Source organism: Oceanospirillum sanctuarii, from assembly GCF_002150805.1.
Taxonomy (GTDB): domain Bacteria; phylum Pseudomonadota; class Gammaproteobacteria; order Pseudomonadales; family Halomonadaceae; genus Oceanospirillum; species Oceanospirillum sanctuarii.
In genome coordinates this window covers 745,334-770,582 of record NZ_MTBA01000001.1, presented here as the reverse complement: position 1 = coordinate 770,582, position 25,249 = coordinate 745,334, and the positions used below count along the sequence as shown (strand labels likewise).

Genomic DNA, 25,249 nt, shown 5'->3' with positions numbered 1-25,249 from the left:
ATGAACTTAGAAAGTATACCACTTCTTTTCCCTTTTGAATCATTCCGTTAGCCAGATTCAAAACTCTTGATGGCGGTCAGTTTTTATCCTGCGGCCTGTGCTTGTTACAGGCCTTTGAGAGCTTCAATATGTTTATGGGCGGCGCTGCCCAGTGCGCTTAGGTTGTAGCCGCCTTCCAGAACGGAAACAATCTTTCCATCGCAGTAGACCCGGGCGACATCCATGATCATTTTGGTGACCCAGAAGAAATCATCATCCACCAGGTTAACCTCACCCATAGGGTCGTCTTTGTGGGCATCAAAGCCTGCTGAGATAAAGATCATCTCCGGACGATGCATCTGCAATGCAGGTAGCCAGGTGTCTTCGACTAATTTACGGAATTCAGGTCCGTTGCAGCCGGCGTTTAATGGGGTGTTAACAATATTGTCCCATTCTGAATTGGCAAAGCGCCATGGGAAGTAGGGGTGCTGAAAGCTGGAGCAAACCAGTACATTCGGGTCGTCTTTATAGATGTCGACGGTTCCGTTTCCATGGTGAACATCAAAGTCAATGATGGCTACTTTTTTGATGCCGAAATTGTGACGTGCGTGTTCAACACCTATAGCGACGTTATTAAGAAAGCAGAAACCCATGCTTTCGACGCGTTCTGCGTGATGACCGGGTGGGCGTACGGCACAAAAAACATTATCAGCCTGATTTTTCAGTACTTGTTCGGTGCCGCGAACAACGGCACCTGCCGCCATTGTGGCGGCATGCATGGTCTGATGGCCCATCAGGGTGTCATCATCAATCTGAACAAGCGGGGCGCCTTCTTCCGGTTGACTCAGCTCAAGGGAGAGGACATGAGCTCTTGGGTGAACACGGATAATCTGTTCTTCAGTGGCAGGGCGGGCGTTATAATGCTGCAATTCCTGAGCAAGTGCGCTACGTTCAAGTTGTTGATTGATTGATGAAATCCGGTGTGGGCTTTCCGGATGCCAAGGCCCCATGTCATGAAGCATGCACTCTGAGTGACTGATATATGATGTGATCAATTTAAACCCTCCCTATCCATACAAGTTTAATAAAGCGAGCATATGGGAGATACTGGCATATAGTCGATAATGCAGTGCAGCATTCAATGAGATGCGGAGAAGTTTTCTGTGGGTACTCGTTTTTTAAAATATTTCTTTGAACCTAAATCCATTGCAGTTTTTGGTGCGTCCGAAAAAGAGTTCAGCATGGGTGGCCAGGTTATCCGTAATCTGCAGGATGGGCAGTTTCCCGGTAAAATTTTCGCGGTCAACACCAAGGGGTATGACGAGGTTTTTGGTGAGAAGTGTTATCCCCGTGCTGAGGCGTTAGAAGAAATTCCTGAACTGGCTGTGATTTGCTCGCCACCTGAGGTCGTGCCTGATCTTGTGGGGCGTCTGGGGCATCTTGGCGTCAAGGCTGCTCTTGTCTTAACCGGCGGTCTTTCCAGAACAAACAGTGCTCAGAGTCTTGTTGATCCTCGTCATCTATCCTTGAAAGACGATATGTTGGCTGCTGCCCGTGAATCTGGTATCCGCATCATGGGGCCTGAGTGCTTGGGCGTTTTGGTTCCCGGGCGTAAGCTGAATGCTAGTTATTCATCCGGCAATGTTAAGCCGGGTAAGGTTGCCTATATCGGTCAGTCTGGAATGCTGGGTAACGCCATGATCGACTGGGCTAATGGCCGTGGGATTGGCTTTTCTCATGTGGTGACTCTGGGAGATAGCGCCGATGTCATGATCGCGGACGTGATCGATTACATCAACCGGTACAGTCATGCTCAGGCGATTTTGTTGCACCTTGAATATATCAGCGACTCCCGTCACCTGATGACGGCGATCCGTGAAGCTTCCCGAAATAAGCTGGTTCTTGCTATCAAAAGTGGCCGTATCGTTTCTTCTTTTGAAGGGCCGATTCTCAATACGCCAGGGTTGGTTAACCGGGACCAGGTGTACACTGCTGCGTTAAATCGTGCGGGTGTTGTTCGCGTCAATGATGTCGAAGAGCTTTTTGATGCTTTGGAATCACTCTCCCGTATTAAGCCTGTATCCGGTGATCGGCTGGCAATTGTCAGTAATGGTATAGGCCCCAGTATTTTGGCTGCTGATAAACTGCTTCTTTCGGGAGGTAAGCTGGCAAAACTCTCTGATGAGACTCGTGACAAGCTTCATGAGTGCTTGCCCATGGGGTGGTCTGATGCCAATCCGGTCGATATTGGCGGTGATGCAATGCCAGAACGTTTTGTTCAGGCGTTGGAAGTATTATCCAATGCGCCGGAAGTTGATGCGGTTTTGGCGATCCATGCGCCAACCCGCCTGGCTCCCAGTGCCGATGCGGCAGCTGCGGTGATCAATCAGCGCGGTAAATTCAGAAAGAGCGTTCTGACATGCTGGATGGGTATGGAAGAGGCGCGCCCAGCACGTAAAGAGTTTAATCTGGCGGGGGTTCCTACCTATAGCTCGCCTGAACATGCAGTTCAGGCCTTTATGCATATGGTCAACTATCGCCGCAGTCAGGCTCTGTTGCAGGAAGCGCCTCCAAGTATCCCTCACGAAACACCTTATGAGGTGCGCCGAAGTGCCCGTAAACTGATTTCACGTGCCCGTAAAGAGGGGCGTAATGCACTGACCCATCAGGAAAGTACACAGGTTTTGGCCGCTTACAGTATTCCGGTAACTCAAAGCTGGTATGCTAAAGATGAAAATGCCGCCGCGATTATTGCCGGACAGCAGAACCAGCCGCTGGCGGTTAAGATTGTTCATGAAACCAACTGCAAACCTTTTGTCTACCGCAAGCATCCGCATAAGGTTTCAGCAGGTTTGATGCAGGATATCCAAAGCCCTGAAGGGATGCGTAAGGCCGTTATCAGTCTCAGAGATAAAGTGCATGAGAAGTTTCCGGATAGCACTATCTATGAATACTGCATTCAGCCGATGCATCGGGGCAAGCATTCTATGCTGCTGAATATGGGGATCACCCGTGACCCCGTGTTTGGACCGGTTATTCTCTTCGGTATCGGTGGCTATAAAGAAAATGTTCTTGCGGATCGTCATGTTGCTTTGCCGCCGTTGAATATGACTTTGGCAAATGAGCTGATTAAGCGATCACACGCATATCGCCTGATCAAAGAGCATAGTGATAACCCGAAGGAAGATATCGAGTCTATCTCGGAAGTGCTGGTTAAGCTAAGCCAGTTAGCCGCGGATATTCCTGAATTGCAGGGGCTTGAGATCAATCCATTGATTATCAATCGCGATGAAATGCTTGTAGTGGATGTAAAAATAGATCTTGGTGAGCCAAGCTATCACGCTATCATGCCTTATCCAGAGGAGCTGCGTGAGACGGTGACTCTTAAGACGGGGCGCTTGGTTGAAGTCAGACCGATTCGTGGTGAAGACGCTGCTGCATTGTCTCAGTTCCATGGGCAGTTGAGCGAGCAAAGTATCCGTTTCCGTTATTTCCACAATAAGGCTGAACTGAGCAAGCGTGATTTGGCCAACCTGACCATTATCAATTATGACCGTCAGATGGCGTTTATCGCAGAAGAGATTAAAGAAGATGATGAGCGGGAAATATTGGGTGTAGTCAGGGTTTGGACTGACCCGGATAATATCCGTACAGAATTTTCGGTGTTGATTCGTGATGACCTGCAGGGCGAGGGGCTAGGCGCGCTTCTGATGCGGAAGATGATCAAGTATTCCCGAAGTGTGGGGACGCTTGAGATGATCGGAAAGATTCTGGTGGAGAATCATCCGATGCGCGGCTTGATGCGGCATCTGGGATTCCAGTGTCAATATAATGCTGAAGAACAGGTGATTGATGCGGTGATGCCGTTGAATGAGCCACAAAGTGAGTGGCAGCGACATCGTCTCGAGAATACCAGTGGTATTTAGCGCATAGCGAAGGCGTAAAAAAACCGACAACGGGAGTTGTCGGTTTTTTTGTTTCTGGCTGAAGGATTATGGAGACAGGCGCTCAATATTCCATTTACCACCTTCAACAACATAGCGGAAACGGTCGTGAAGTCGGCTTGGCTGACCCTGCCAGAATTCAAACAGATCAGGAACGATACGGTAGCCGCCCCAGTGTGGTGGGCGTGGGATAGGATCGTCACCGGCAAATTGCTCGCTGAACTGATCGTAACGTTGCTCAAGCCACTCGCGGTTAGGGATCACAGCGCTCTGTTTTGAAACCCAGGCACCAATCTGACTTTCGATTGGTCGGCTGTGGAAGTATTCCTCAGATTGCTGTGGAGAAATGCGCTCTACAGTTCCATCAATTCTTACCTGACGCTGTTTTTGACCCCACCAGAAAACAATAGAAGCAAAAGGGTTGCCTGCAAGATGCATGCCTTTTTCGCTCTGATAATTGGTGTAGAAAACGAAGCCGCGGGAATCGATACCTTTCAAGAGTACGATGCGGGATGCAGGACGGTTTTCCGGTGAAATAGTCGACAGAGTCATAGCGTTAGGGTCGAAAGGTTCATTTTCGACCGCCTGATCAAACCAAATGCTGAACTGATCAAATGGATTCTCAGCCAGATCCTGTTCAGTCAGTGCCTCCTGATCAAAAACGCGGCGCAGAGAGGAAATGTCCTGGTTCATAGGTAAATATCTCTTTGTATCAACATGTTTGCTCAATCATAAACCCTGTTGGCTTGCTGAGCCAACCGGAGGGCTGGTCAGAATCTCTAAATCAATTGAAATCCTGATCCAGCGCTATAGATGAGTTAAAGGTTCAGGAAGTTTTTAATACCCGAGAACACGATTTGAGCAGCCATTGCACTCAGGATCAGCCCTGTCATTTTGCTGAGAATATTCAGACCTGTTTTTCCCAGGATGCGCTCAATTTGACTGGAAGCGTGAAGAAGGGCGCCCAGAGACATTAGGGCAACCATCAGAGCACTGACTCCGATCAGGGTTTCTGTTGTTGTTTTCAATTCAGCACCATAAACCAGAATGGCACCAATGGTGGCTGGGCCGATAATAGTCGGAATGGCCAGCGGGACAACGGAAATATCATCGCTGTTTTGTTCTGGAACACCAGTGGCGTGGTTTCTGACGCCATCCTTAACAAGGCTTACGGCAGACAAGAAAAGAAGACAGCCTGCGCCAATCCGGAAGGAGTCCAGTGTGATCCCCAGTACTTCAAAGAGTGTGGTGCCGAAGAAGAAGAGTACCAAGCTGATCAGGGCGGCCGATAATACTGCGCGATTAATCGTCGCCCGTTTCTCCTGAGTGGTATGCCCTCTGGTTAGTGCCAGAAACATTGAAACCACAAAGAAGGGAGCAAATAGGAAGAAGAACTGAATAAAGGTTGAAATAAAAAGCGCCATGCTGCAAACGACCTCAGGGAAGGTGGTAAAAACTTTTTATGTTGGTTTCCTAAGTATAAGGCTACTTTGTAAAACTGTATCTATAGTTTTTTCTCAGGCTTCCAGAGGAAGTGAAATATCTGTAAATAATTGAGCACATTGGCTTAATTCGATTGCTACTTGTCTTATCGCAGTAAAGTATCTGAATTGTCTGCCGATACCCCTTAAGCTACTGAAAAGTCAGTTATAAGGGCTACTAATCATACAATCACTGGGTTATGCTTCCGTTTAACTTTGTTGAATGTCACAAATAAGGTTGGGTCAATGGATTTCGCCACGCTTCTTGGGCTTATTACAGGTGTTGCATTTGTTGGTTTGGGTATTGCTCAGGGCGATGATCCCAGTATTTTTATTAACATTCCAGGTATCCTGATTGTTGTCGGTGGTACCATCTCGGTAACTTTGGTTAAGTACCGAATTGCCAGTTTCTTCTCTGGAATTAAAGAAGGTTTTGCAGTTGCTTTCTTCGAAAGCAACGATAATCCTCGCGAAATCATTCAGCTGGCAAACCATTTGGCCAAGATCGCCCGTCGTAATGGTCTTCTGGGTCTGGAAGATGAGCCAATCGAAAACCCTTTCTTTGCCAAAGGTATCCAGCTTTGTGTTGATGGGCATCCGCCTGAATTCATCCAGAAAGTTCTGATGAATGAGATGAGCATGTCTATTGATCGTAAGGAGCTGGGCGAGAAAATTTTCCGTGCGATGGCAGGTTCTGCTCCTGCTTTCGGCATGATCGGTACACTGGTTGGTCTGGTTCAGATGCTGAATAACCTTGATGACCCGTCCAAATTGGGTCCTGGTATGGCTGTAGCGCTTTTGACAACCCTGTACGGATCTCTTATTGCTCAGCTGATGATGATGCCTCTTGCTGACAAACTGGCTCTTAAGAGTGCTGAGGTAGAGGCTAACATGTCTCTGATCACTGAGTCTGTTCTGGGTATCCAGGAAGGTCTTAACCCTACGGTTATGGACGAGCTTCTTGAAACTTATCTGCCAGAATATCTGCGCTCTGGTATGTCAATGTCAGAAGAAATTTAAAGCTACATATCCATAAGCGAACGCGAGGATATTAGGGTGATGAACATTAATACTAAAAGACGCAGAAAAGCCAAGAATGAGGCTGTTCCTGAGTGGATGGTTACCTTCGCGGATATGATGACCCTTCTGCTGACTTTCTTCGTTCTTATTCTGTCTTTCTCTACGACGGATGTTGAGCGCTACAAAAGTATTGCAGAAGCGATGCAGAACTCATTTGGTCTGCAGGATTTGAATCCTCTGAGTATCATTCCGGCGGATAATCCACCTAAGAATGAGAATATCATCGAGCCCCTGAAGCCTCAGCCATCGACAGAAGCTGATGAATCTGAGGTTGAAAACCAGCTGGAAAGTATCGGCAACCGTCTTGAAACCAACTTCACAGATGAGATCGAGAAAGGTGTGATTATTGTTGAGCGGGATGAGGATCATATTATTATTCGCTTCCCGGATGAGTCAGCATTTACATCAGGTAGTGATTATCTGGAACCGGCTGTAGTTCCTGTTTTACAGAAAGTAGGTCAGTTGATTTCAGAATACGATATGTTCACTATCGTTGGCGGTCACACTGATGATCAGCCGATCAATACCGATCGCTTCCGTTCTAACTGGGATTTGTCAGCGGCTCGTGCTGTATCTGTGGCTCACGAGCTAACCTGGCTGACTGACCTGGAAGAAGAGTTCCTCTACGTGGTTGGTAATGCTGATGCCCGTCCTCTGGTGCCGAATACCAGTCAGGAAAATCGTATCAAAAACCGTCGTGTTGAAATCTTATTGATTGAGCGTCCGGATAACACTGAGCGGGATGTGTATCAGGGGATTCAACAAAGTCCGTTGCTTAGATAACTTTAGGTGTTTGAATAAAAAAGGGAGCTTTCTGGCTCCCTTTTTTATTGCTGTGTCCCGCCCTGAATCAGGTTGACACATTTTCTATCATGTACTGGAAAAATGTGATGACCGTTTAGCTGAAGCGTAACCTGCGCAATTATTACCTTGCATTAAAATTGGCTATTTTTGACTGGATGAAAAGGCGAGATGATCTGCGTGTGCGCGATTATTTAGATTGGCGTATGAGGGTAACGACAGAGGCTGTTCCTACGTGTCCCGACACTAATAAGTTTGAATGTCTTTGCCATCGTGGTGCTTGGGATTTTTGATTGGGGTTCGATAGATAAAAAAATACCCTGCAGTGCAGGGCATTTTTAATGTCTGGAACCAGAGTTTATAAGCTTAGTTCCAGCGTTCGGCGAATAGCGGCTGACGCTTGTCCAGTGCTGCCTGATAGGCATTGCTGAATGGCTTTAGGCTGGTTAGAGCTTCTTCAATCGACTTGTCTTCACGAACAGCATAGCTGTTGAAGCCGCAGCGACTCATAAAGAAGAGTTGATCCTGCAGAACGTCGCCAATTGAGCGCAGTTCACCTTGGTAGTTGAAGCGTTCACGCAGTTGACGAGCCAGGGTGTAGCCTCGGCCATCACTGAATACCGGGAAGTTGATTGCTACCAAAGGCAGATCTGCAAGCTTCAGGGCTTCTTCACCGAAAACAGTGTCATTTGGTACCCAAACACCAACGGCTTCAAACGCGGAAGCATCGAATTCGCCGGCTATCCAAAGCGGGTAGGGTAGCAGTACTTTGCCACCTGTAGGCAGTTCAGCGTCAAGGTCGACTTTAACCCAGTTATCCTCAACGATTTCCTGGTTCAGAATAATCTTAGGCATAAACACGCTCCTTAAATTTCGCCTGACCGATGCGGTGGTAAGCTTCTACAAAGGACTCGCCTTCGATTCGGTTTTCAACATAAACACCAATGATAGCTTCGATAGCATCCGGGATACGATCCTGCTTAACTGCAGGGCCGAGAATCTTACCGATGTTGGCATCATTGCCTGAGCGACCGCCCAGAGAAACCTGATAGAACTCTTCACCTTTACGGTCGACACCCAGCAGGCCGATGTTGCCGATATGGTGGTGACCACAGGCGTTCATGCAGCCGGAGAAGTTGAATTCGATATCACCCAGATCATACAGGTGATCCAGATCGTCAAAGCGACGCTGAATCGCTTCCGCCACCGGAATAGATTTGGCGTTAGCCAGTGCGCAGAAGTCACCGCCAGGACAGCAGATCATATCGGTCAGTTTGCCGATGTTAGGCGTCGCCAGACCGTTTTCTTCAAGAATCTGCCAAAGTTCAAACAATTCTGACTGCTTAACATCAGACAGAATCAGGTTCTGGTGGTGGCTTACACGCAGTTCACCAAAACTGTATTTGTCAGCCAGATCGGCAACCAGATCCATTTGGGCATCGGTTACGTCACCTGGGGCAACACCGGTTTTCTTCAGAGAAACTGTTACAGCAATGTAGCCGTCTTTCTTGTGAGCCTGAGTGTTATTGGTCACGAAGCGGGAGAAAGCTTTGTTTTCTTCACGCTGTTGTTCGAAATTGCCGATATCCGGTGCATTTTCGTAAGCAGGGTCGATAAAGAAGCTTGCTGCTTTCGTCATAGCACTTTCGGTCAGGGTGGAAGGGCCGTCAATCAGGTGCTCCCACTCGGATTCAACGCGCTGAGCAAACTCTTCGACACCCAGAGCTTTAACCAGAATTTTGATTCGGGCTTTGTACTTGTTGTCACGGCGGCCAAACTGGTTGTAAACACGCAGAACGGCTTCCAGATAAGTCAGCAGGTGTTTAGCAGGCAGATTCTGGCGAACCAGATCACCGATCATTGGAGTACGACCCAAGCCGCCACCAACGTAAACATCAAAAGCCAGTGAGCCGTCGTCGTTTTTGACCAGTTGAAGACCTACATCGTGTACTTTGATAGCTGCACGATCTTCCTGAGTGCCGCTAATCGCAATCTTGAACTTGCGTGGCAGGAAGGCGAACTCAGGGTGGAAGGTCGACCACTGACGAACGATTTCACACCATGGGCGCGGATCTGTAATTTCGTCCTGAGCGATACCGGCAAACTGATCAGTGGTGGTGTTACGGATACAGTTACCACTGGTCTGGATAGCGTGCATCTCAACTTTAGCCAGTTCTTCCAGAATATCCGGGCAGTTTTCCAGTGCAGGCCAGTTAAACTGAACATTCTGACGGGTTGTGAAGTGAGCGTAGCCTTTGTCATAAGTGCGGGCAACATAGGCCAGCTTGCGAAGCTGCTCAGAATTCAGCATGCCGTATGGAATAGCAACACGAAGCATAGGTGCGTGGCGCTGAACATAGATACCGTTTTGCAAACGTAGCGGCAGATATTCAGCCTCTTCCAGTTTGCCATCAAGATAGCGCTGGGTTTGATCCCGGAATTGGATCACACGCTCATCAACTAATTTCTGATCGTAATCGTCGTACTTATACATTTAATTTCCTACGACAGGGTTGCCAATAAAGTGCCTAAAGTCACGGTAAAACGGCTTGGGTAATCTGGTTTTGACGCAGATACTAACCGCATGATTTGCAGCACAATAGCAGTCTTCCCTTATTCTTAAAATGAATTTATATCTATATGTTTATTTCTTTTCGAAATAAAAAATAAGGTTTTCTTAATGTCGGCTTCTTCAGATTGCTGACCAGGCCCTTACCTTCCAAAGCCAGATAAATCCGGTGGCATTCAGACAGCGGTAGACCAGTTGTACCCACCATATAGCCGCTAACCCAAGGCCAAGGTAACTGCCGAAAATAAAAGCAAGGGGCAAAAAGACGCCCCACTGTAACGTCACGGAGACCTGCATCACCATCTTGCTTGCTCCTGCTCCTAATAGCGCTTGGGTGAGTACGATAGCTGAAGCATCAATCACCATCATCAGGGCAGTCAGTTGAAGGGGCTGAGTGCCAAGTTCAATCGCTTCCGGTTCGATCAAAAACAGTCCCAGTACAGGTTCAGCTAACAGTGCCAATGGCATTGCGATCAGGAGGAGTAACACAACCGCAACTTTTGCAACATCGGTGCCCCAGTTCTGCGCTGCCTGATCATCCTTTTGTCCCAGTGAGCGACCTACCAAGCTGGTTGCCGCCATCCCAAGGCCTACGGCAGGAAGGATCATCAGCAGAGAAAGGTTGACCAGAACGTGACCAACAGCCACTGAAAGCGGACCTATTTGGCCGATAATCCAGAACAGTACCAGATAGCCTGAAGCGAACAGGGTTTGTTGTAGTGAGTTGGGTAGTGCCCGGTTGATTAGCTGTTTCAGTATGCTGGTATCAATACCCTGATCAAAAAATGCCCGGTTGCCAATTTTTCTTAAGGTATATAGCAGCCAAACAAGAGTGCCCAGAAAGAGAGAAATACAAGTACCAAGACCTGCACCCTCTACGCCCATGGCGGGTAATCCCAACTTGCCGTATATCAGCAGATAACTGATGGCAATATTGCTGATATGAATAAAGATGATGGTTTTGAAGTAGATCTTAGAATGATGAACCCCGTTCCAGTATCCCCGGAAAACCAGATTTAGCCCCACCGCCAGCAGGCCGATCACTCGCCAGTCGAGGTAGGGCTCTGCCAGTTCAACAACTGCGCCGTCATAGTTGATGTATGAAAGCAGGAGCCCTGTGATGGGGTAAAAAAAAGTGATCAGGGGGAGGCAAAGCAGTAGCGCGAGAATTAGCCCGGCATTTAATGTCTTGTGTTGTGAATCTTTGCATCTGGCGCCGTAGAAATAAGCCGTAGTGGACTGCACCGCAGAGGATATACCGAGAATCAGAGCGGTAATAACAAATGCTGTGTAGCCGGCAACGCCAGCAGCGGCCAGAGCGGTACTGCCAAGGGCTCCGACCATGGCGGAGTCCACCAGATTGATCAGGCTTTGGGAGAGCATGCCGCCGATTAGCGGCAGCGCGAGTTTTAAAATCTCACGTTGCCGCTGAAAGGAGGGTAGAGTCAGCAGAGTGCGCAACGAAACGTCTTAATTGCTTCTGACGAACCGATTAAGCCGGATCGTAAGACAGAACCGGCATCAGCCAGCGCTCCATCTCTTCGGTGGTTTTGCCTTTACGCTCAGCCAGTTGCTCAACCTGATCCAGATCGATCTTGCCGGTGCCGAAGTATTTCGCTTCCGGGTGGGCAAAGTACCAGCCACTTACTGCTGCTGCCGGAGTCATGGCAAAGCTTTCGGTCAGTTCAAGGCCGCTGTGGGTTGGAGCATCCAGCAGGTTGAACAGAGTTTCTTTTTCGGTGTGATCCGGACAGGCTGGGTAACCTGGGGCTGGGCGGATACCCTGATACTGCTCTTTGATCAGCGCTTCGTTATCCAGATTTTCATCTTTGGCATACCCCCAGAACTCCTTACGAACTCGTTCATGCAGGTGTTCGGCAAAGGCTTCCGCCAGACGGTCGGCCAAAGCTTTTACCATGATGGAGTTGTAGTCGTCACCGGCATCTTCATAGGCTTTAGCCAGTTCTTCTGCACCGATACCGGCATTAACTGCAAAACCGCCAATGTAGTCTTCAAGACCGGTGTCTTTGGGTGCGATATAGTCCGCTAGACTCAGGTTAGGTTTGCCATCCGGTTTTGGGGTCTGCTGACGGATGTGCTGCAGCAGAGCCTGAACATCACTGCGGTTTTTATCGGCATAAACTTCGATCTGATCCGCCTGAGTGGTGTTGGCTGGCCAGAAGCCGATCACGCCTCGGGCCTTAATCAGCTTTTCATCGATCAGTTTCTTCAGCATCACCTTGGCATCCGCAAACAGGTTGGTTGCGGCTTCACCGACCACTTCATCGGTCAGAATCTGTGGGTATTTACCCGCCAGATCCCAGGACATAAAGAACGGCGTCCAGTCGATGCGCTCTGCAATGATGTTCAGATCGTAATCGTCAAAGGCTTTAACACCAGTGAACGTCGGCCTAACCGGCTTGAAGTTGCCCCAATCCAGCGCCAGTTTATTGTCGCAGGCTTTTTCGTAGCTGATACGGTCTGCCTTGGCGCGACGGTTGGCGTTACGGATACGGGTTTCTTCGTACTCTTTGCGGCGTCCGGCAACAAACTCATCGCGCAGTTCGTCACTCAGTAGGTTGCTGGCCACACCCACGGCACGGGAGGCGTCGGTCACGTAGATCACAGGTCCTCGTTTGTACTGAGGTTCGATCTTAACCGCCGTGTGTGCTTTGGAGGTAGTGGCACCACCAATCATCAGCGGGATATCAAAGCCCTGTCGCTCCATCTCTTTGGCGATGTGAACCATCTCATCCAACGATGGGGTGATCAGGCCGGACAAGCCGATGATATCGGCGTTGTGCTCTTTTGCTGCCTGCAGAATTTTCTCTGCTGGAACCATTACGCCCAGATCAACCACTTCGTAGTTGTTACACTGCAGAACCACGCCCACGATGTTTTTACCGATGTCATGTACGTCACCTTTAACGGTGGCCATGATGATCTTGCCCTTGGCTTCCACTTCACCGGATTTTTCCGCTTCAATAAACGGAATCAGGTGTGCAACAGCCTGTTTCATGACTCGGGCTGATTTCACCACCTGGGGCAGGAACATCTTACCGGCTCCAAACAGGTCGCCGACCACGTTCATGCCATCCATCAGAGGGCCTTCAATTACCTGAATCGGGCGATCAGCTTCAATGCGGGCAGCTTCGGTATCTTCGACGATAAAGTTAGTAATACCTTTCACCAGAGCGTGTTCGATACGCTTAGTGACTGGCCATGAGCGCCATTCAAGATCTTCTTTTTTCTCCTGAGCACCGTCGCCACGGTATTTCTCGGCAATTTCCAGCAGGCGGTCGGTGCTGTCTTCGCGTCGGTTCAGTACCACGTCTTCAACGTAGTCACGCAGTTCGGCAGGCAGGTCATCGTACACCGCCAACTGGCTGGCGTTCACGATACCCATAGTCATGCCTTCTTTAATGGCGTGATAGAGGAATACCGAGTGAATCGCTTCACGCACCGGGTTGTTACCACGGAAAGAGAAAGACACGTTAGATACGCCGCCGGAGATCATGGCGTGTGGCAGGTTCTCTTTGATCCAGCGAGTGGCTTCGATAAAGTCCACGGCGTAGTTGTTGTGCTCTTCAATACCGGTAGCCACAGCAAAGATGTTCGGGTCGAAGATGATATCTTCCGCCGGGAAGCCGATCTCATTCACCAGCACATCGTAAGAGCGCTTGCAGATCTCAATTTTGCGCTCAAAAGTATCTGCCTGACCGACTTCATCAAATGCCATCACGATGATGGCTGCGCCATAACGCATGCAGAGCTTGGCGTGGTGGCGGAAGGCTTCTTCACCCTCTTTCAGGGAGATGGAGTTCACCACCGGTTTACCCTGAACGCATTTAAGGCCCGCTTCGATGATCTCCCACTTGGAAGAGTCGATCATGATCGGTACTTTGGCGATTTCAGGTTCAGCGGCCACCAGGTTCAGGAAGGTCACCATAGCAGACTGGGATTCCAGCATGCCTTCATCCATATTGATGTCGATCACCTGAGCGCCGTTTTCCACCTGCTCCTGAGCCACTTCCAGAGCGGTATCGTAGTCTTCTTCCACGATCAGGCGCTTAAAGCGGGCAGAACCAGTAACGTTGGTACGTTCACCGACGTTGACAAACAGACTGTCTTTTTCAATGTTGAACGGCTCAAGACCACTCAGACGGCAGGCTTTAGGAATTTCCGGAATCTGACGTGGCTGATGTTTAGCAACGGCTTCAGCGATAGCCTGGATATGCTCAGGCGTAGTACCGCAGCAACCGCCGATAATATTCAGGAAGCCGCTGGCAGCGAACTCTTCAACAATAACTGCCATCTCTTTACCGGATTGGTCATATTCACCAAACTCGTTGGGCAGACCGGCATTAGGGTGGGCAGAGACGTGGGTTTCTGCTTTGTTGGACAGCTCTTCCAGGTACGGGCGCAGTTCGGTCGCACCCAAAGCACAGTTCAGACCAACAGACAGAGGTTTGGCGTGACGAATTGAGTTCCAGAAGGCTTCAGTAGTCTGACCGGAAAGAGTACGGCCAGACGCATCAGTGATGGTGCCGGAGATCATGATCGGCAGCTCAAAGCCCTGTTCTTCAAATACATCCTGTACTGCAAAGATTGCAGCCTTAGCATTCAGGGTATCGAAAATGGTTTCGATCAGGATGATATCCGCACCACCTTCAATCAGACCACGGGTGGCTTCACGATAGTTTTCGGCCAGCGTATCAAAGTCAACATTACGGAAGCCCGGATCATTTACATCGGGAGAGAGGGATGCCGTTCGGCTGGTGGGGCCGAGAACACCGGCTACATAGCGCGGTTTGTCAGGAGTCTCAGCTGTTTTCTCATCAGCAGCAGCACGAGCAACCCGGGCAGCCTGAACGTTCAGCTCATATACAAGCTCTTCCATACCATAATCAGACTGAGACAGCTGGGTGGCGTTAAAAGAGTTGGTTTCAAGAATATCCGCACCGGCATCCAGATAGGCTTTGTGAAGGCGCTGAATCAGTTCCGGCTGGGTGATAACCAAGAGGTCATTGTTGCCTTTGATATCTGACGGCCAGTCTTTAAATCGCTCTGAGCGGAAATCCTCTTCAGTCAGCTTTTCACCCTGAATCATGGTGCCCATACCGCCGTCCAGAATCAGAATTCGCTCTTTAAGGGCGGCTTTTAGGGTTTGAATGCGTGTTTCCAGACTCATTTCTCAGGGTGCTCCGAACGGGTATAAACTGGTTAGACGAGATGAAATTGAGCGACTTTTGTTGATGTCGAGGTGTTATTAGTCGCTGAATTTGAATCAATCGCGTAAGATTGCCGCATTCTATCAAATAAAAAACAGTTTTAAGAGATCCTTGTCAGATCAGATACTTATATCCGTTCGTGAGTTTGATCATAACTGTTGAGACAGAAATTCCGGGCTTTTAAACAGCGGCAAACCTTATCAAAGACCTTATTTTCTGACCCTGAAATATTTTTGCGACAACGTGCAGAATTTTAATAATCAGTCAGAAATGACTAAGGAACAAAGATAAAGCCTGATTAAAATGGTTGGGTATTTAAATCCCAAGGTTTTTGCCCTAAAATGCCCTTAATCATTCATTGTGGAATTTAGGTGACGATTCATGTCTGCCATTATTGAAATTACTGAAAGCGCTCAGAAATATCTTGGTGACCTACTGAGCAAGCAGGATGCCGACGGCATCGGTGTACGTGTATTTGTGACTCAGCCAGGTACTCCTTATGCAGAAACTTGCCTGGCGTATTGCCGTCCCGGAGAGGAAGAAGCTGAAGATGTTTTACAGGAAGGTGCGCCTTTCCCTGTGTACCTGGATAAGACCAGCTCAAGTTATCTGGAAGAAGCGGTTGTTGATTACAACCCGGATCGTATGGGTGGTCAGCTGACGATTAAAGCGCCAAACGCAAAAATGCCAAAAGTCAGTGCGGATAGCCCTCTGGCTGAGCAGATTAACTACGTGCTTTATTCTGATATCAACCCAGGACTTGCCGCGCACGGTGGTGAAATCAAGTTGATTGAACTGACAGATGACAATGTCGCCATTCTGCAGTTTGGCGGTGGTTGCCAGGGTTGTTCAGCAGTTGACCTGACGCTTAAAGACGGTGTTGAGAAAACCTTGATGGAAAAAATTCCTCAGCTAACCGGCGTGCGCGATGTAACGGACCACACGGTGACTGATAACGCTTACTTTAAATAGACAGCGTTCATCGCGGTAAACAAGAAACCAGCTTCGGCTGGTTTTTTTGTTGTATCTGTTTTTTACCTTTATAGTTAACCCTAGGTTTTTACTGGTTATAACGCACTCCGGAAGTCCCTATATGCCTAAGGTATTAGTCGTTCTTTTGTTATTCGTATTAACAGCCCCTGTTAAGGCTGATTCCGCATTTATTGTCATGGGTACAGGTGATTTAACGGGTGTTTATTACCCGACTGGCGGCGCGATCTGCAGGCTTCTCAATAAAGACAGGGATCGTCACGGTATCCGCTGCGCCGTAGAAAGTACTCAGGGCTCTACTTACAACCTGAACGCATTAAGACGAGGGGAGTTGGATCTGGCTATCGTGCAGCCTGATTGGCTTTATCATGCAGCGATGGGGTCTTCAATTTTTGCCCCTCAAGGTCCAAATAAAGGTTTGCGTACGATTCTGAATCTGCATTCTGAAGCGCTAACTATTGTCGCTAGAAAAGATAGTGGTATTGAGCGTTTTGAGGATCTGAAGGGCAAAAAGGTGAATCTGGGGAATCCGGAGTCTGGTCAGCGTCGTACCATGGATCTGATCTTAAGTACTTTGGGCTGGGGGTATAACGACTTTGAAGTCGCCAGTGAACTCTCAGCATCTGATATGTCCGAGGCTCTGTGTTCCGGTAGGATCGATGCCTTTGTCTATATTGTGGGTCATCCTAATGCTTCTGTATCAGAGGCAACAACTTTTTGCGATAGCAAAATCATCCCGCTACCGGATGAGCTGATCGAAAGTTTTTCCTCGCTTTATCCTTTTTATAGTGCAGGGGAGATTAGTGGTGCTATGTATCGCGGAAACCCCAACCCGATATCGACAATCACTTTAACGGCAAGTTTGGTGGCCTCCGAGTCGGTGCCAGATGCTGCGGCGTATGAATTAAGTCGTGTCCTCTTCGAAAACTTTGAACGTCTAAAGCAAATGCATCCCGCTTTGCAGGGATTATCAAAAGATCGATCCTTCGATTTTTCTTCAAAAATTTCGCCTGTTCATCCTGGGGTCACTAAGTTTCTGGTGAATTTGTACGGTGTCCAGGCTGAAGAAAATGTCGATAAAGCAATACCTTAGTCGTAATTGATTTATTGCTAAATTTAAAAATCCCTCCTTTGGAGGGATTTTTTTTTATGAATTGCGACTGGCTGGTCAGTGTTTTCAAACAACTGTAAGGTAGTTTAATTGGGCATGTTTTTATTACAAAAAAATTAATCGGATCTAATTTTTTGAACCAATAGTGTGCTGGGCGTCAGGCTGGGAGGTCTCTTTTGGTGCGAAAAGCGCGGTTGACAGAAATCTAAAATTCTCAGAATCTCAATCCCGACGAGAAGCCAAGCCACACTCTCGATAACAAAAACAAATTCTTTTTGAGTGAGGCAAAGGTTAGGACAAACTCCGTCTGATTTGCCTCACTAATAACAACAACCTAAAGGTAAGGAACAACATGAAACTTCAGCACAAAATTGCAGGAACTATCCTTCTTCCTCTGGCTGCAGCAGCGATGACTACTTCTGTTCAAGCTGCAGATGTCGATGTTTACGGTCGTATCCAAATTCATGTTACAGAAACCACCCCTGATGGTGGAGATATGGATTTTTCAGCAGGTGGTACCGAGTCGCGCCTAGGCTTTATTGCCAAGAACGATTCAGGCGCAAAAGCTCACATTGAATTTGACCTGAACGGCTCTTACAAAACTGATGGCGATACAACGGCTACGACCACGGTTAGTAAGGCAAGTACTGTAAAGACAGGTGAGCCTCGACTGCGCCATGCTTATGTTACTTTTGATGGTGTTACCGTTGGTCAGACTTGGAAGCCGTCAGCGACGACTGAGTTGCTTTTCCCTGCGCTTGACCCAAATACTAACGCGCTTTCTTCTGCACCTTCCACACGAGCTGCTCAGGTCTCCACTAAAATGGACCTAGGTGCTGGCTCTTTGACAGTTGGTGCTTATGATGCTGGTGTGACTGATTCTGCTGTGCCTGGATTGGCTGCGAAATTTGTTGGTGATATGGGTGGTCTGAAGGTTGTTGGTGCTTTTGATATGACTCAAGATGCAGGTGACAATTCTACCGACGGATCAACTCGAATCACAGGCGGTGTCGTTGCAGACATGAGCGGTATGACTGTTAAAGGCTCTTTCACTACACACAGTGATCTTTACACTGCATTCGGTGGTTCTGTTTCTCTGCCAATGGGTGATGGCATGAGCTTTAATGCTGCCTTTGACCAGTATTCGCCGGATGCTGCAGGTAAAGATGATGCTACCGCCATTTGGGCTAACGTTAAAACTACAACCGCCTCTGGTGTGACCGTTGGTGCTGAATACAGCATGTTAGGCGCTGGTTATGGCTTTGCAGCTGCTCCAGCTGTTGATACAAGCACAATTCGTTTTATGGCGAACTACAACTTCTAATTTTGAGGTTGTTATGCACAGCCCTTTGGGCTGTGCATTCAGACACCGCTGGCAGGGTATAGGCTTTCCTTCTCTACTCAATCGCACTCCATGAGTTGTTTCTTTCCTTACCAACTCCTGGCTGAGTCCTGCCGCGGTGACCTATAGAAACCTTTTCATCTATAGTCTGCATTTCGGAATATTACCGCTTACCGCTTACCGCTTACCGCTTACCGCTTACCGCTTACCGCTTACCGCTTACCGCTTACCTATCGTCTTTGTTTTCAGAATGCCTTTCCTTGTTTTTAAATGTTTTGTGACCATCTGGTCATTTTGTTGCGTTTCAAAAAATAGCTATCTGTATGTTTATTAATCCTTTTTTGTGCTGGGTGTGTTTGAAAGCTGAATATGACCTAACTGTATAGCGTTAAAGAGTTTTTTAGGTTTCTGAGGGTTTGACAAAGATCCATTTGAATGCAAATCTAGTCAAACGTATGTTTGATTGCGTGCTGATAACAAAAACAACAGCTGCAACAAAAGATAAAAAGTCAGTAGAAGGCTTTGCTGGCGAACAATAAAAATAGTGAAGGTACAGCAATGAAGAAAACACTTTTAGCAGCCGCTATTTCCAGCGCGCTGACCCTCACCGGTTGTCTAGACTCGGATAATATTGATCAAAGTGCAGCGCCTAAGGTGAGCAGTATTCCTGCTACTACAATTGCATTTGACCCAGCAGTGGGAAAGATTTCGACACCTACTAATCTCTTGATGTCTCAATCTACTGGGCTGATTAATATCCCAGAAACCGGTGATATATACGAGTCTCTTAATAGTTTAGATGGCTGGGGTTTAAGCTCACCGATTAATATTGAAGTAGCCTTGCCGAGTAAGAAGTTTGGCTCTGTAACGCTTGATTCAACATCTGCTGAGTCCGCGTCAACGGTTGTTCTGGTTGAAAAGGATGCTGCAGGTACTGTTTCACTTAAAGCCTTTGGAGCCGATTACATTACCAAGGCAACAAGTACTGGCATTGCGATTATCCCTTTAAAGCCTCTTAGGCCTAGTGCAGAATATTTCTTTGCCATAAAAAATAATCTCAAAGATAGCCTGGGCAGAGCTGTGGAGAGCTCTTCCAGTTACAAACTTCTATCCAGTAATGCTGATCTGAGCAGTCAGCCTACGCAGACTCAGGCTATTCAGACCTCTCTTCAGGCTGCTAACACGACTCTTAGTGCCTACACCAGCACGTCAACGACTATCTATTCAGGCAGTTTCAAAACTCAGTCTGTCGGTAGAGTTATGCAGGAGGTTATGGCGCAAATTAATACCGCGAATCCGAGCATTACATCTGTGGCTACGGTTGCTGATCTGAAGAACTACTTGCTGGCTGCAGGCAAGACTGAGGCTGAGGCAGAAGCTGCCAAAGGTGGAAATCCTACTATTTCATCGGGCAGTTTGGTTCTGCCTTATTACCTTGAAACCCCTTCATCCACTGGTGGTTTGACCAGTAGTTGGAAGAACTCCGATGATGTTTCTCCGCGCCCAGGTAACTACGCTCCAGTCAAGCAGTCAGATCAAACTGTCAATGTCTTTATCTCCACGCCAAGCGGGACTTCACCTGCCAATGGTTGGCCTGTGGCTGTTTATGTGCATGGCATCACCTCATATAAAGAAACAGCAGCTGCTATCGCTGGAAACCTTGCCGCACAGGGTATTGCGTTAGTTGCCATTGATCTGCCATTGCATGGCTCCCGAAGTATAGATTTTGATTCGGACGGAGTTTATGAAGTAACTGCTACCGATAAAGGTGCTGGAGATAAATATGTAAAGGGTAGTCCATTAATTTTTGCTAATTTAGGGGCTCTTCGCACAGTAAGAGATAACTTGAAGCAGTCTATCAGTGATGTCCTTACGCTACGCCGTGCTTTAGAGGGCAATGCGTTAAACCTTGATGATGATAAAGTATCGCTGCTGGGTGTGTCTTTAGGTTCTATTATCGGTACCGGTGTACTTGGTGCGTCTGACTCCTACACAACGAATACTAACTTTGAATTTAACGCAGCAGCTCTTACCGTTGGTGGTACTCAGGCTGCAGCGATCATGGGGTATTCCAGTTCATTTGGCCCTATTGTCAAAACAGCATTAAGGGCAAATGATTCCTTTGCTGAGGCAGTGGCCCCTGCTTTGGGTTATACAGCTGATGCCCTTAAGAAGCTTAAATCAGATGAAGTTGCGACCTACAATAATCTTGCAAATATTGCATATCCGACATTCTTGAGTGGCTTTGTTGCTGGTGCGCAGCAAGTAATAGATTCAGCTGATGCTATTGCTTGGGCTTCCAAAATTAACTCTGATACTCCGGTTCTTGTTACCCAGGTTGTTGGTAACGGTGTAAATCTGGCTGACCAAACAGTACCAAATAGCACTTCCTCAAATGGCTTCCCGCTGGGTGGTACCTCTCCGCTGATCTCTGCCCTTGGGTTGTCTAAGTCATCATTGGCGATTGCACCTAGTACAACTGATCTTAAGGTTTATACAAACTTCCTTGTGGGTAAGCACACATCTTTGCTGGATCCATCAGCTGCCACTGGTGTAACTCAGGATGCTACTTCAGCAGCTGCCGCAACAACTGAGATGCAGACCCAGGTTATTTCATTCCTGAAATCTGGCGGTAAAGCGCTTCAGGGATCGGCATCTGGCGGTGCTTTAAATACTAATGTTGTCCAGTAATTTGTGATCAGACAAAAATAAGAACGGAGTTCACAATGAAAATGATTAAAAAACAATTGCTGGCAAGCAGCATCAAATTAGCGTTATTTACCTTAGGCTCTGGCTTGACTGCACAGCAAGCTTCAGCTGCAGGTTTTGCATTAAATGATCACAGTGCAACGGCTTCTGGTAATGCATTGGCAGGTGCTGCAGCAAGTAATCAGGATATTTCTTTCAGCTTCTGGAACCCTGCGTTATTTAGTAATGCTAAGGGTGTAGAGCTTTATGCTTCCGGAGCTCTGGTCATGCCAAGTATGGATGTCACGGTTAACTCGGCTTCGGACCCGGGTGGAAACACACTGTCCGGTAAGGCGCCGAATGACGTGGTGAACCCAACTCTGGTTCCTTCGGTGTATTTTGCGCTCCCTGTGACAAGCAGTACCACGCTTGGAGCTTCTTTGAATGTGCCTTTTGGGTTGTCAGGTAAGTACGGTAAGGATTGGGCTGGTCGATATCATTCTGCGGAAACGGCTGTTCAGGATATCGCGTTGTCACTTTCTCTGGCTCAAAAGCTTGGTGGCTGGGGCGCTGTGGGTGCCAGTGTGCAGGTGCATAAGGGGAGCGTATTGCTGGCCTCAAGCTTAACCGATTTTAGCGGTGGTAATAGCTCTTCAGGGGATGGTTATGCTGAGTTAGAGGCTGATGATATTGCCTATGCATACTCTATAGGTATCGCCCTGGAGCCTATTGATGGCACTCGTATTGGTGTAGGTTACCGAAGTGATGTTGAGTACACATTCGAAGGTGATGCGGATTATACCAATGTCAGTCCGACTCTCGCAGCATTGGGTGTGGATGAAGCTTATCTGTTTGATGAACTGAGCTTCCCCTCTGTTCTCACGATGAGTCTTGAGCAGGATCTGGGTGAGCGTCTGACTCTAGGCGCTACAGCTATGAAAACAGGTTGGGGTGTTCTGGATGAGATGCGGATTGCCTTCGCGCCTGGTGATGACGGCATAAAGCAGCCTGACTCAGTTTTGACGTTCAACTTTGAGGATCAATGGTTCTATTCAACAGGTTTGACTTATGAATATTCTGATCAGTTAACCCTTCGGGGCGGTTATGCGCAGGATAACTCGCCTGCAAAAGAAGCTTATCGTTCGGCTAGAACCCCAGATGGTGACCGTCAGTGGGTATCGCTAGGTGGGAGTTATAAGTTTGCAGGTGGAAGTGAGCTAACCGCTGCCTATACCTACGTTATGATTGATGATGTTAGTGTCGTGAGGGATGGTTCGCTTTCTGAGGATGCGTCCCGAGGTAAGTTGGATGCTGATTACGAGACAAGCGCTAATGTGTTCTCGCTTGCTTACAATATGTCTTTCTAGTTGAGTTGGTCTCTCTGATATATAAAGAGCCGGCATTGCCGGCTCTTTTTTGTTTAATCAGTGCTTTTTTGGGGGGGGGTGGTATTTTCGAGGTCTTTTATTTGGTTTGTGAGCTGAGTAAACAATTGTTCCTGATTTCTCTGGTTCTCTTCGGTTTCATTTCGTAGGTGTTTTATTTCTTTATCGGTGTTCCTTTCGATCTCTTTTACCGCTTTGATAAGGGCTGTTAGCGAGCTCTGGTTTTCTTTGTTTTGCAGATTGCTGTTCTCGAGGCTTGTCTGAATTGCACTCAGCACAGATGTTGTGGCTTTGTTTTGTTCGCTATTTGCTCTGTTTTGCTCAGATAGATTTTTCTCCAGTTTATCCTTTCTTGCGTCTTTGTCTTTCAGCTGCTGTCTCAGGCTATCAATCTGTTTGATCCAGTGTTGCTCGGATGCTTCGCTGCGTTTTCTCTCTTCATTGAGCTGTTGTTCGAATAGCTTAAGTGTCTCCTTGAGGTCGTCCTGGAGCTTCTGTCTCTCCTGTTGGCTTCTTTCTTCAAATTGAGCGAGTTCTTTGCGTTGCTTCTCTTTCAGTTCTTCCAGGCTTTGTTGCTGGCTGGTGAGATCCGCTTTTGCGCTTTCTAAGTGAGTTCTCAGCTCTCTGTTTTTATCTTCACTGTTCTCGATCTTGGTTGTCAGAATTCCTTTCTGTTTTTCCAATTCTCTGATCTCTTCGAGCAGGGCGTTATTTTTGTCTTCCAGCCATTTGTTGCGTTCATTTGTGGCTACAGCTTGCTCTATGGCTTGCTGCTTTTCTTCCTCGGCCTGATCCAGGGTCTTCTGAATTTCCTGTTTGTAGCTTTCCAGTTCTTTTGTCGCGTCTTCGCGGGCTTGCTGCCATACCGCCTGAACCATGCTGTTCAGGTTGTCTGGGGCAGGGGTGTCGCCAGCAATCATGGGTTGTTGCTGCCTTTCGCTTCTCCAGCGTTTTAAGTGTTCCGAGATGGTGGTGAAGCTGCCGGTGCCCAGTCTTTCCCGTAATCCTGCAATGGTGGGGTTTAGGCCTTCTGACTGCATCTCGTCGATGGCTTGTTTTACGTCGCTATAACTAATGCCATTTCTTGCCATTTTTCGCTTTTTCCTAATCCGGTAACGCACACATTAAGACTTACAGTCAATATTACGTATTATGCATTACATAATAAATTTAATCAATATTGCTGCTAATTCACGGTAACTCTAATAACCGTGAATTTTTAAAATTACACTGCTAGAATGGGCTGATAAGTTGCCTTGAGGCTTGGTGCAGTCTTGATGGCTGAAAATAGCGGTTTAACGAACGACAGCGTTTAACGATCGATAACTATCGGCTAGTAACGAGAAATTGGTTGGTAACGAGAAATGGCTGAATTCATTCAAGCTGGCTCACTGGGCAGGCAATCTGGTAACGAACAGGGCATTAGCGGCCCTTCAGGTGCTTTGATGCCTTTGGAAAAGCTGATAGCGAACCAAGTGGAGCTACCAGAGGTTTTGAGTGGCCGTTTTGGAGCAAACCGAAATGACGTAGCACCACAAATTGTCGCCAATACAGACCTGGAAGCCGTGCAGAGCTGGCTTTTGGAATATCAGGATTCACCCGAAACGTTTCGCAGTTATCGCCGTGAGGCTGAACGCCTTATTCTTTGGTGTTGGTATCAGCAAGGTAAGGCATTGTCGGATCTGAACCGGCAGGATATTGCGGATTATCAGGCCTTTATAAAACAGCCTGAACCCGTTGATTTTTGGTGTGGTGAACCTTGCGCCCGAACTTCCCCGGACTGGAAACCCTTTAAGACGGGATTAAGTGCAACGAGTCAAAGACAAACGCTGACGATCCTTAAAGGCTTGTTTAATTACCTGCGAGATGCGGATTATCTCAGAGGCAACCCCTTTGCGTTGATTCGTCATAAAAGCACCGATAATCAGGCGATGCAGCGCAGTAAGAAAATTGAACGCTATCTGGAGCAGGATGATATTCGGCATATTTTCGAGCGCTATTCCGAGAGTTTTGGCATCGATGTGGAATCTGGCGAAAAAAACGAACGTGAATCTGTGCGGGAAAAAACGCTGTTTTACTTCCTCTACTATCTGGCGCCCCGGGCCAGTGAGGTTGCCGCCTGCAATATGAACGACTTTTTTCAAAGGCGTGGACGATGGTGGTGGCGGGTGTTAGGTAAAGGTAAAAAGTATGCTGAGGTTCCGGTTCCTGAACCTATGATCCGCCAGGTAATGCATTATCGAAGATTTCTTGGTTTGTCAGCGGAGCCGGAGGTTGATGATGAAAGCCCTTTTATTCGTTCAACACGGGGCACAAAAGGCGTAAGCCCGAATATGATCTACCGGTTAAGCAAGAAAATCCTCGCGGATACCGCTGATCTGATTGACGCTAATTTTCCGGAATCTGCAGCCAGAATGCGTCAGGCATCGACGCATTGGTTCCGGCACACGGCTATTACCCATCTGGCAGATAAGGGTGTTGACCTACGGCTGGTCAGTAAAACAGCCCGGCACAGCCAGTTGGAAACGACGGCAATCTATTTCCATGCTGAAGATGAAGCGTGGCATGATGCAGTTAACCGTTTTGATGGTGTTGCAGCTCAGGATGAAACCTCTGATAGCTGATGCCCGTCGAGAGATAATAAGAAA

At 47.8% G+C, this 25,249-nt stretch carries 17 protein-coding genes; 9 read left to right on the top strand and 8 right to left on the bottom strand.

Translation table 11 applies throughout. The features are described from left to right. Positions 1–104: 104 nt before the first annotated feature. Complete coding sequence (locus tag BV405_RS03175) at positions 105–1,034, bottom strand: histone deacetylase family protein (protein WP_086479385.1); 930 nt, start codon at positions 1,032–1,034, stop codon at positions 105–107. Positions 1,035–1,142: 108 nt separating this feature from the next. Between BV405_RS03175 and BV405_RS03170 the strand changes: the two genes are divergently transcribed. Then, positions 1,143–3,905 carry a bifunctional acetate--CoA ligase family protein/GNAT family N-acetyltransferase gene (locus BV405_RS03170; RefSeq protein WP_086479384.1) on the top strand — a complete coding sequence of 921 codons (2,763 nt, stop codon included), beginning with the start codon at positions 1,143–1,145 and terminating at the stop codon, positions 3,903–3,905. A 66-nt stretch (positions 3,906–3,971) separates the two neighbouring features. Here the strand turns inward: BV405_RS03170 and pdxH are convergent, their stop codons facing one another. Then, on the bottom strand, positions 3,972–4,616 hold the full coding sequence (pdxH, locus tag BV405_RS03165; RefSeq protein WP_086479383.1) for a pyridoxamine 5'-phosphate oxidase: 645 nt from the start codon (positions 4,614–4,616) through the stop codon (positions 3,972–3,974). Positions 4,617–4,741: 125 nt separating this feature from the next. Beyond that, a complete protein-coding gene (locus BV405_RS03160) occupies positions 4,742–5,347 on the bottom strand; it encodes a MarC family protein (RefSeq protein WP_086479382.1) in 606 nt (201 codons plus the stop codon). A 303-nt stretch (positions 5,348–5,650) separates the two neighbouring features. Between BV405_RS03160 and BV405_RS03155 the strand changes: the two genes are divergently transcribed. Further along, a complete protein-coding gene (locus tag BV405_RS03155; protein ID WP_086479381.1) occupies positions 5,651–6,424 on the top strand; it encodes a motility protein A in 774 nt (257 codons plus the stop codon). A gap of 39 nt (positions 6,425–6,463) precedes the next feature. Then, positions 6,464–7,267 carry a flagellar motor protein MotB gene (locus BV405_RS03150; protein ID WP_086479380.1) on the top strand — a complete coding sequence of 268 codons (804 nt, stop codon included), beginning with the start codon at positions 6,464–6,466 and terminating at the stop codon, positions 7,265–7,267. Between the two features lie 384 nt (positions 7,268–7,651). Here the strand turns inward: BV405_RS03150 and BV405_RS03145 are convergent, their stop codons facing one another. The 4 genes from BV405_RS03145 to metH form a co-directional block, all read right to left on the bottom strand. Beyond that, positions 7,652–8,140, bottom strand: coding sequence for a DUF934 domain-containing protein (locus tag BV405_RS03145; RefSeq protein WP_086479379.1), 489 nt, complete (start codon positions 8,138–8,140; stop codon positions 7,652–7,654). Beyond that, positions 8,133–9,779: a nitrite/sulfite reductase gene (locus BV405_RS03140; protein ID WP_086479378.1), complete on the bottom strand. Its 1,647-nt coding sequence runs from the start codon at positions 9,777–9,779 to the stop codon at positions 8,133–8,135. Before BV405_RS03140 ends, BV405_RS03145 begins: the two co-directional genes overlap by 8 nt. Positions 9,780–9,977: 198 nt before the next feature. Further along, entirely contained in the window at positions 9,978–11,315 is a 1,338-nt protein-coding gene (locus tag BV405_RS03135; protein WP_245832222.1) for an MATE family efflux transporter, read from the bottom strand. Between the two features lie 31 nt (positions 11,316–11,346). After that, complete coding sequence (metH, locus tag BV405_RS03130; protein WP_086479377.1) at positions 11,347–15,045, bottom strand: methionine synthase; 3,699 nt, start codon at positions 15,043–15,045, stop codon at positions 11,347–11,349. A gap of 421 nt (positions 15,046–15,466) precedes the next feature. On the opposite strand from metH, the gene nfuA reads away from it, so the two are divergent. The 5 genes from nfuA to BV405_RS03100 all read left to right on the top strand — a co-directional run bounded on the left by nfuA (position 15,467) and on the right by BV405_RS03100 (position 22,583). After that, on the top strand, positions 15,467–16,057 hold the full coding sequence (gene nfuA, locus BV405_RS03125) for a Fe-S biogenesis protein NfuA (protein ID WP_086479376.1): 591 nt from the start codon (positions 15,467–15,469) through the stop codon (positions 16,055–16,057). Between the two features lie 121 nt (positions 16,058–16,178). Beyond that, positions 16,179–17,168 (top strand): TAXI family TRAP transporter solute-binding subunit, encoded by a 990-nt coding sequence (locus BV405_RS03120; RefSeq protein ID WP_086479375.1) that lies wholly within the window; start codon positions 16,179–16,181, stop codon positions 17,166–17,168. Positions 17,169–17,538: 370 nt separating this feature from the next. Then, positions 17,539–18,510, top strand: coding sequence for a hypothetical protein (locus tag BV405_RS03115; protein WP_086479374.1), 972 nt, complete (start codon positions 17,539–17,541; stop codon positions 18,508–18,510). A 576-nt stretch (positions 18,511–19,086) separates the two neighbouring features. Next, positions 19,087–21,219 carry a hypothetical protein gene (locus tag BV405_RS03105; protein ID WP_086479372.1) on the top strand — a complete coding sequence of 711 codons (2,133 nt, stop codon included), beginning with the start codon at positions 19,087–19,089 and terminating at the stop codon, positions 21,217–21,219. 35 nt (positions 21,220–21,254) lie between these two features. After that, entirely contained in the window at positions 21,255–22,583 is a 1,329-nt protein-coding gene (locus BV405_RS03100) for an OmpP1/FadL family transporter (RefSeq protein WP_086479371.1), read from the top strand. A gap of 53 nt (positions 22,584–22,636) precedes the next feature. Here the strand turns inward: BV405_RS03100 and BV405_RS03095 are convergent, their stop codons facing one another. Further along, positions 22,637–23,692, bottom strand: coding sequence for a DNA-binding protein (locus BV405_RS03095; RefSeq protein ID WP_086479370.1), 1,056 nt, complete (start codon positions 23,690–23,692; stop codon positions 22,637–22,639). A 273-nt stretch (positions 23,693–23,965) separates the two neighbouring features. Between BV405_RS03095 and BV405_RS03090 the strand changes: the two genes are divergently transcribed. Beyond that, positions 23,966–25,225, top strand: coding sequence for a tyrosine-type recombinase/integrase (locus BV405_RS03090; protein ID WP_086479369.1), 1,260 nt, complete (start codon positions 23,966–23,968; stop codon positions 25,223–25,225). Positions 25,226–25,249 lie beyond the last annotated feature (24 nt).

Excerpts from the sequence above, each read along its gene's own strand:
- pdxH (WP_086479383.1), bottom strand. The coding sequence starts at position 4,616 with ATGAACCAGGACATTTCCTCTCTGCGCCGCGTTTTTGATCAGGAGGCA.
- BV405_RS03160 (WP_086479382.1), bottom strand. The coding sequence starts at position 5,347 with ATGGCGCTTTTTATTTCAACCTTTATTCAGTTCTTCTTCCTATTTGCT.
- BV405_RS03155 (WP_086479381.1), top strand. The coding sequence starts at position 5,651 with ATGGATTTCGCCACGCTTCTTGGGCTTATTACAGGTGTTGCATTTGTT.
- BV405_RS03150 (WP_086479380.1), top strand. The coding sequence starts at position 6,464 with ATGAACATTAATACTAAAAGACGCAGAAAAGCCAAGAATGAGGCTGTT.
- BV405_RS03145 (WP_086479379.1), bottom strand. The coding sequence starts at position 8,140 with ATGCCTAAGATTATTCTGAACCAGGAAATCGTTGAGGATAACTGGGTT.
- BV405_RS03140 (WP_086479378.1), bottom strand. The coding sequence starts at position 9,779 with ATGTATAAGTACGACGATTACGATCAGAAATTAGTTGATGAGCGTGTG.
- metH (WP_086479377.1), bottom strand. The coding sequence starts at position 15,045 with ATGAGTCTGGAAACACGCATTCAAACCCTAAAAGCCGCCCTTAAAGAG.
- nfuA (WP_086479376.1), top strand. The coding sequence starts at position 15,467 with ATGTCTGCCATTATTGAAATTACTGAAAGCGCTCAGAAATATCTTGGT.
- BV405_RS03120 (WP_086479375.1), top strand. The coding sequence starts at position 16,179 with ATGCCTAAGGTATTAGTCGTTCTTTTGTTATTCGTATTAACAGCCCCT.
- BV405_RS03115 (WP_086479374.1), top strand. The coding sequence starts at position 17,539 with ATGAAACTTCAGCACAAAATTGCAGGAACTATCCTTCTTCCTCTGGCT.
- BV405_RS03105 (WP_086479372.1), top strand. The coding sequence starts at position 19,087 with ATGAAGAAAACACTTTTAGCAGCCGCTATTTCCAGCGCGCTGACCCTC.
- BV405_RS03100 (WP_086479371.1), top strand. The coding sequence starts at position 21,255 with ATGAAAATGATTAAAAAACAATTGCTGGCAAGCAGCATCAAATTAGCG.
- BV405_RS03095 (WP_086479370.1), bottom strand. The coding sequence starts at position 23,692 with ATGGCAAGAAATGGCATTAGTTATAGCGACGTAAAACAAGCCATCGAC.
- BV405_RS03090 (WP_086479369.1), top strand. The coding sequence starts at position 23,966 with ATGGCTGAATTCATTCAAGCTGGCTCACTGGGCAGGCAATCTGGTAAC.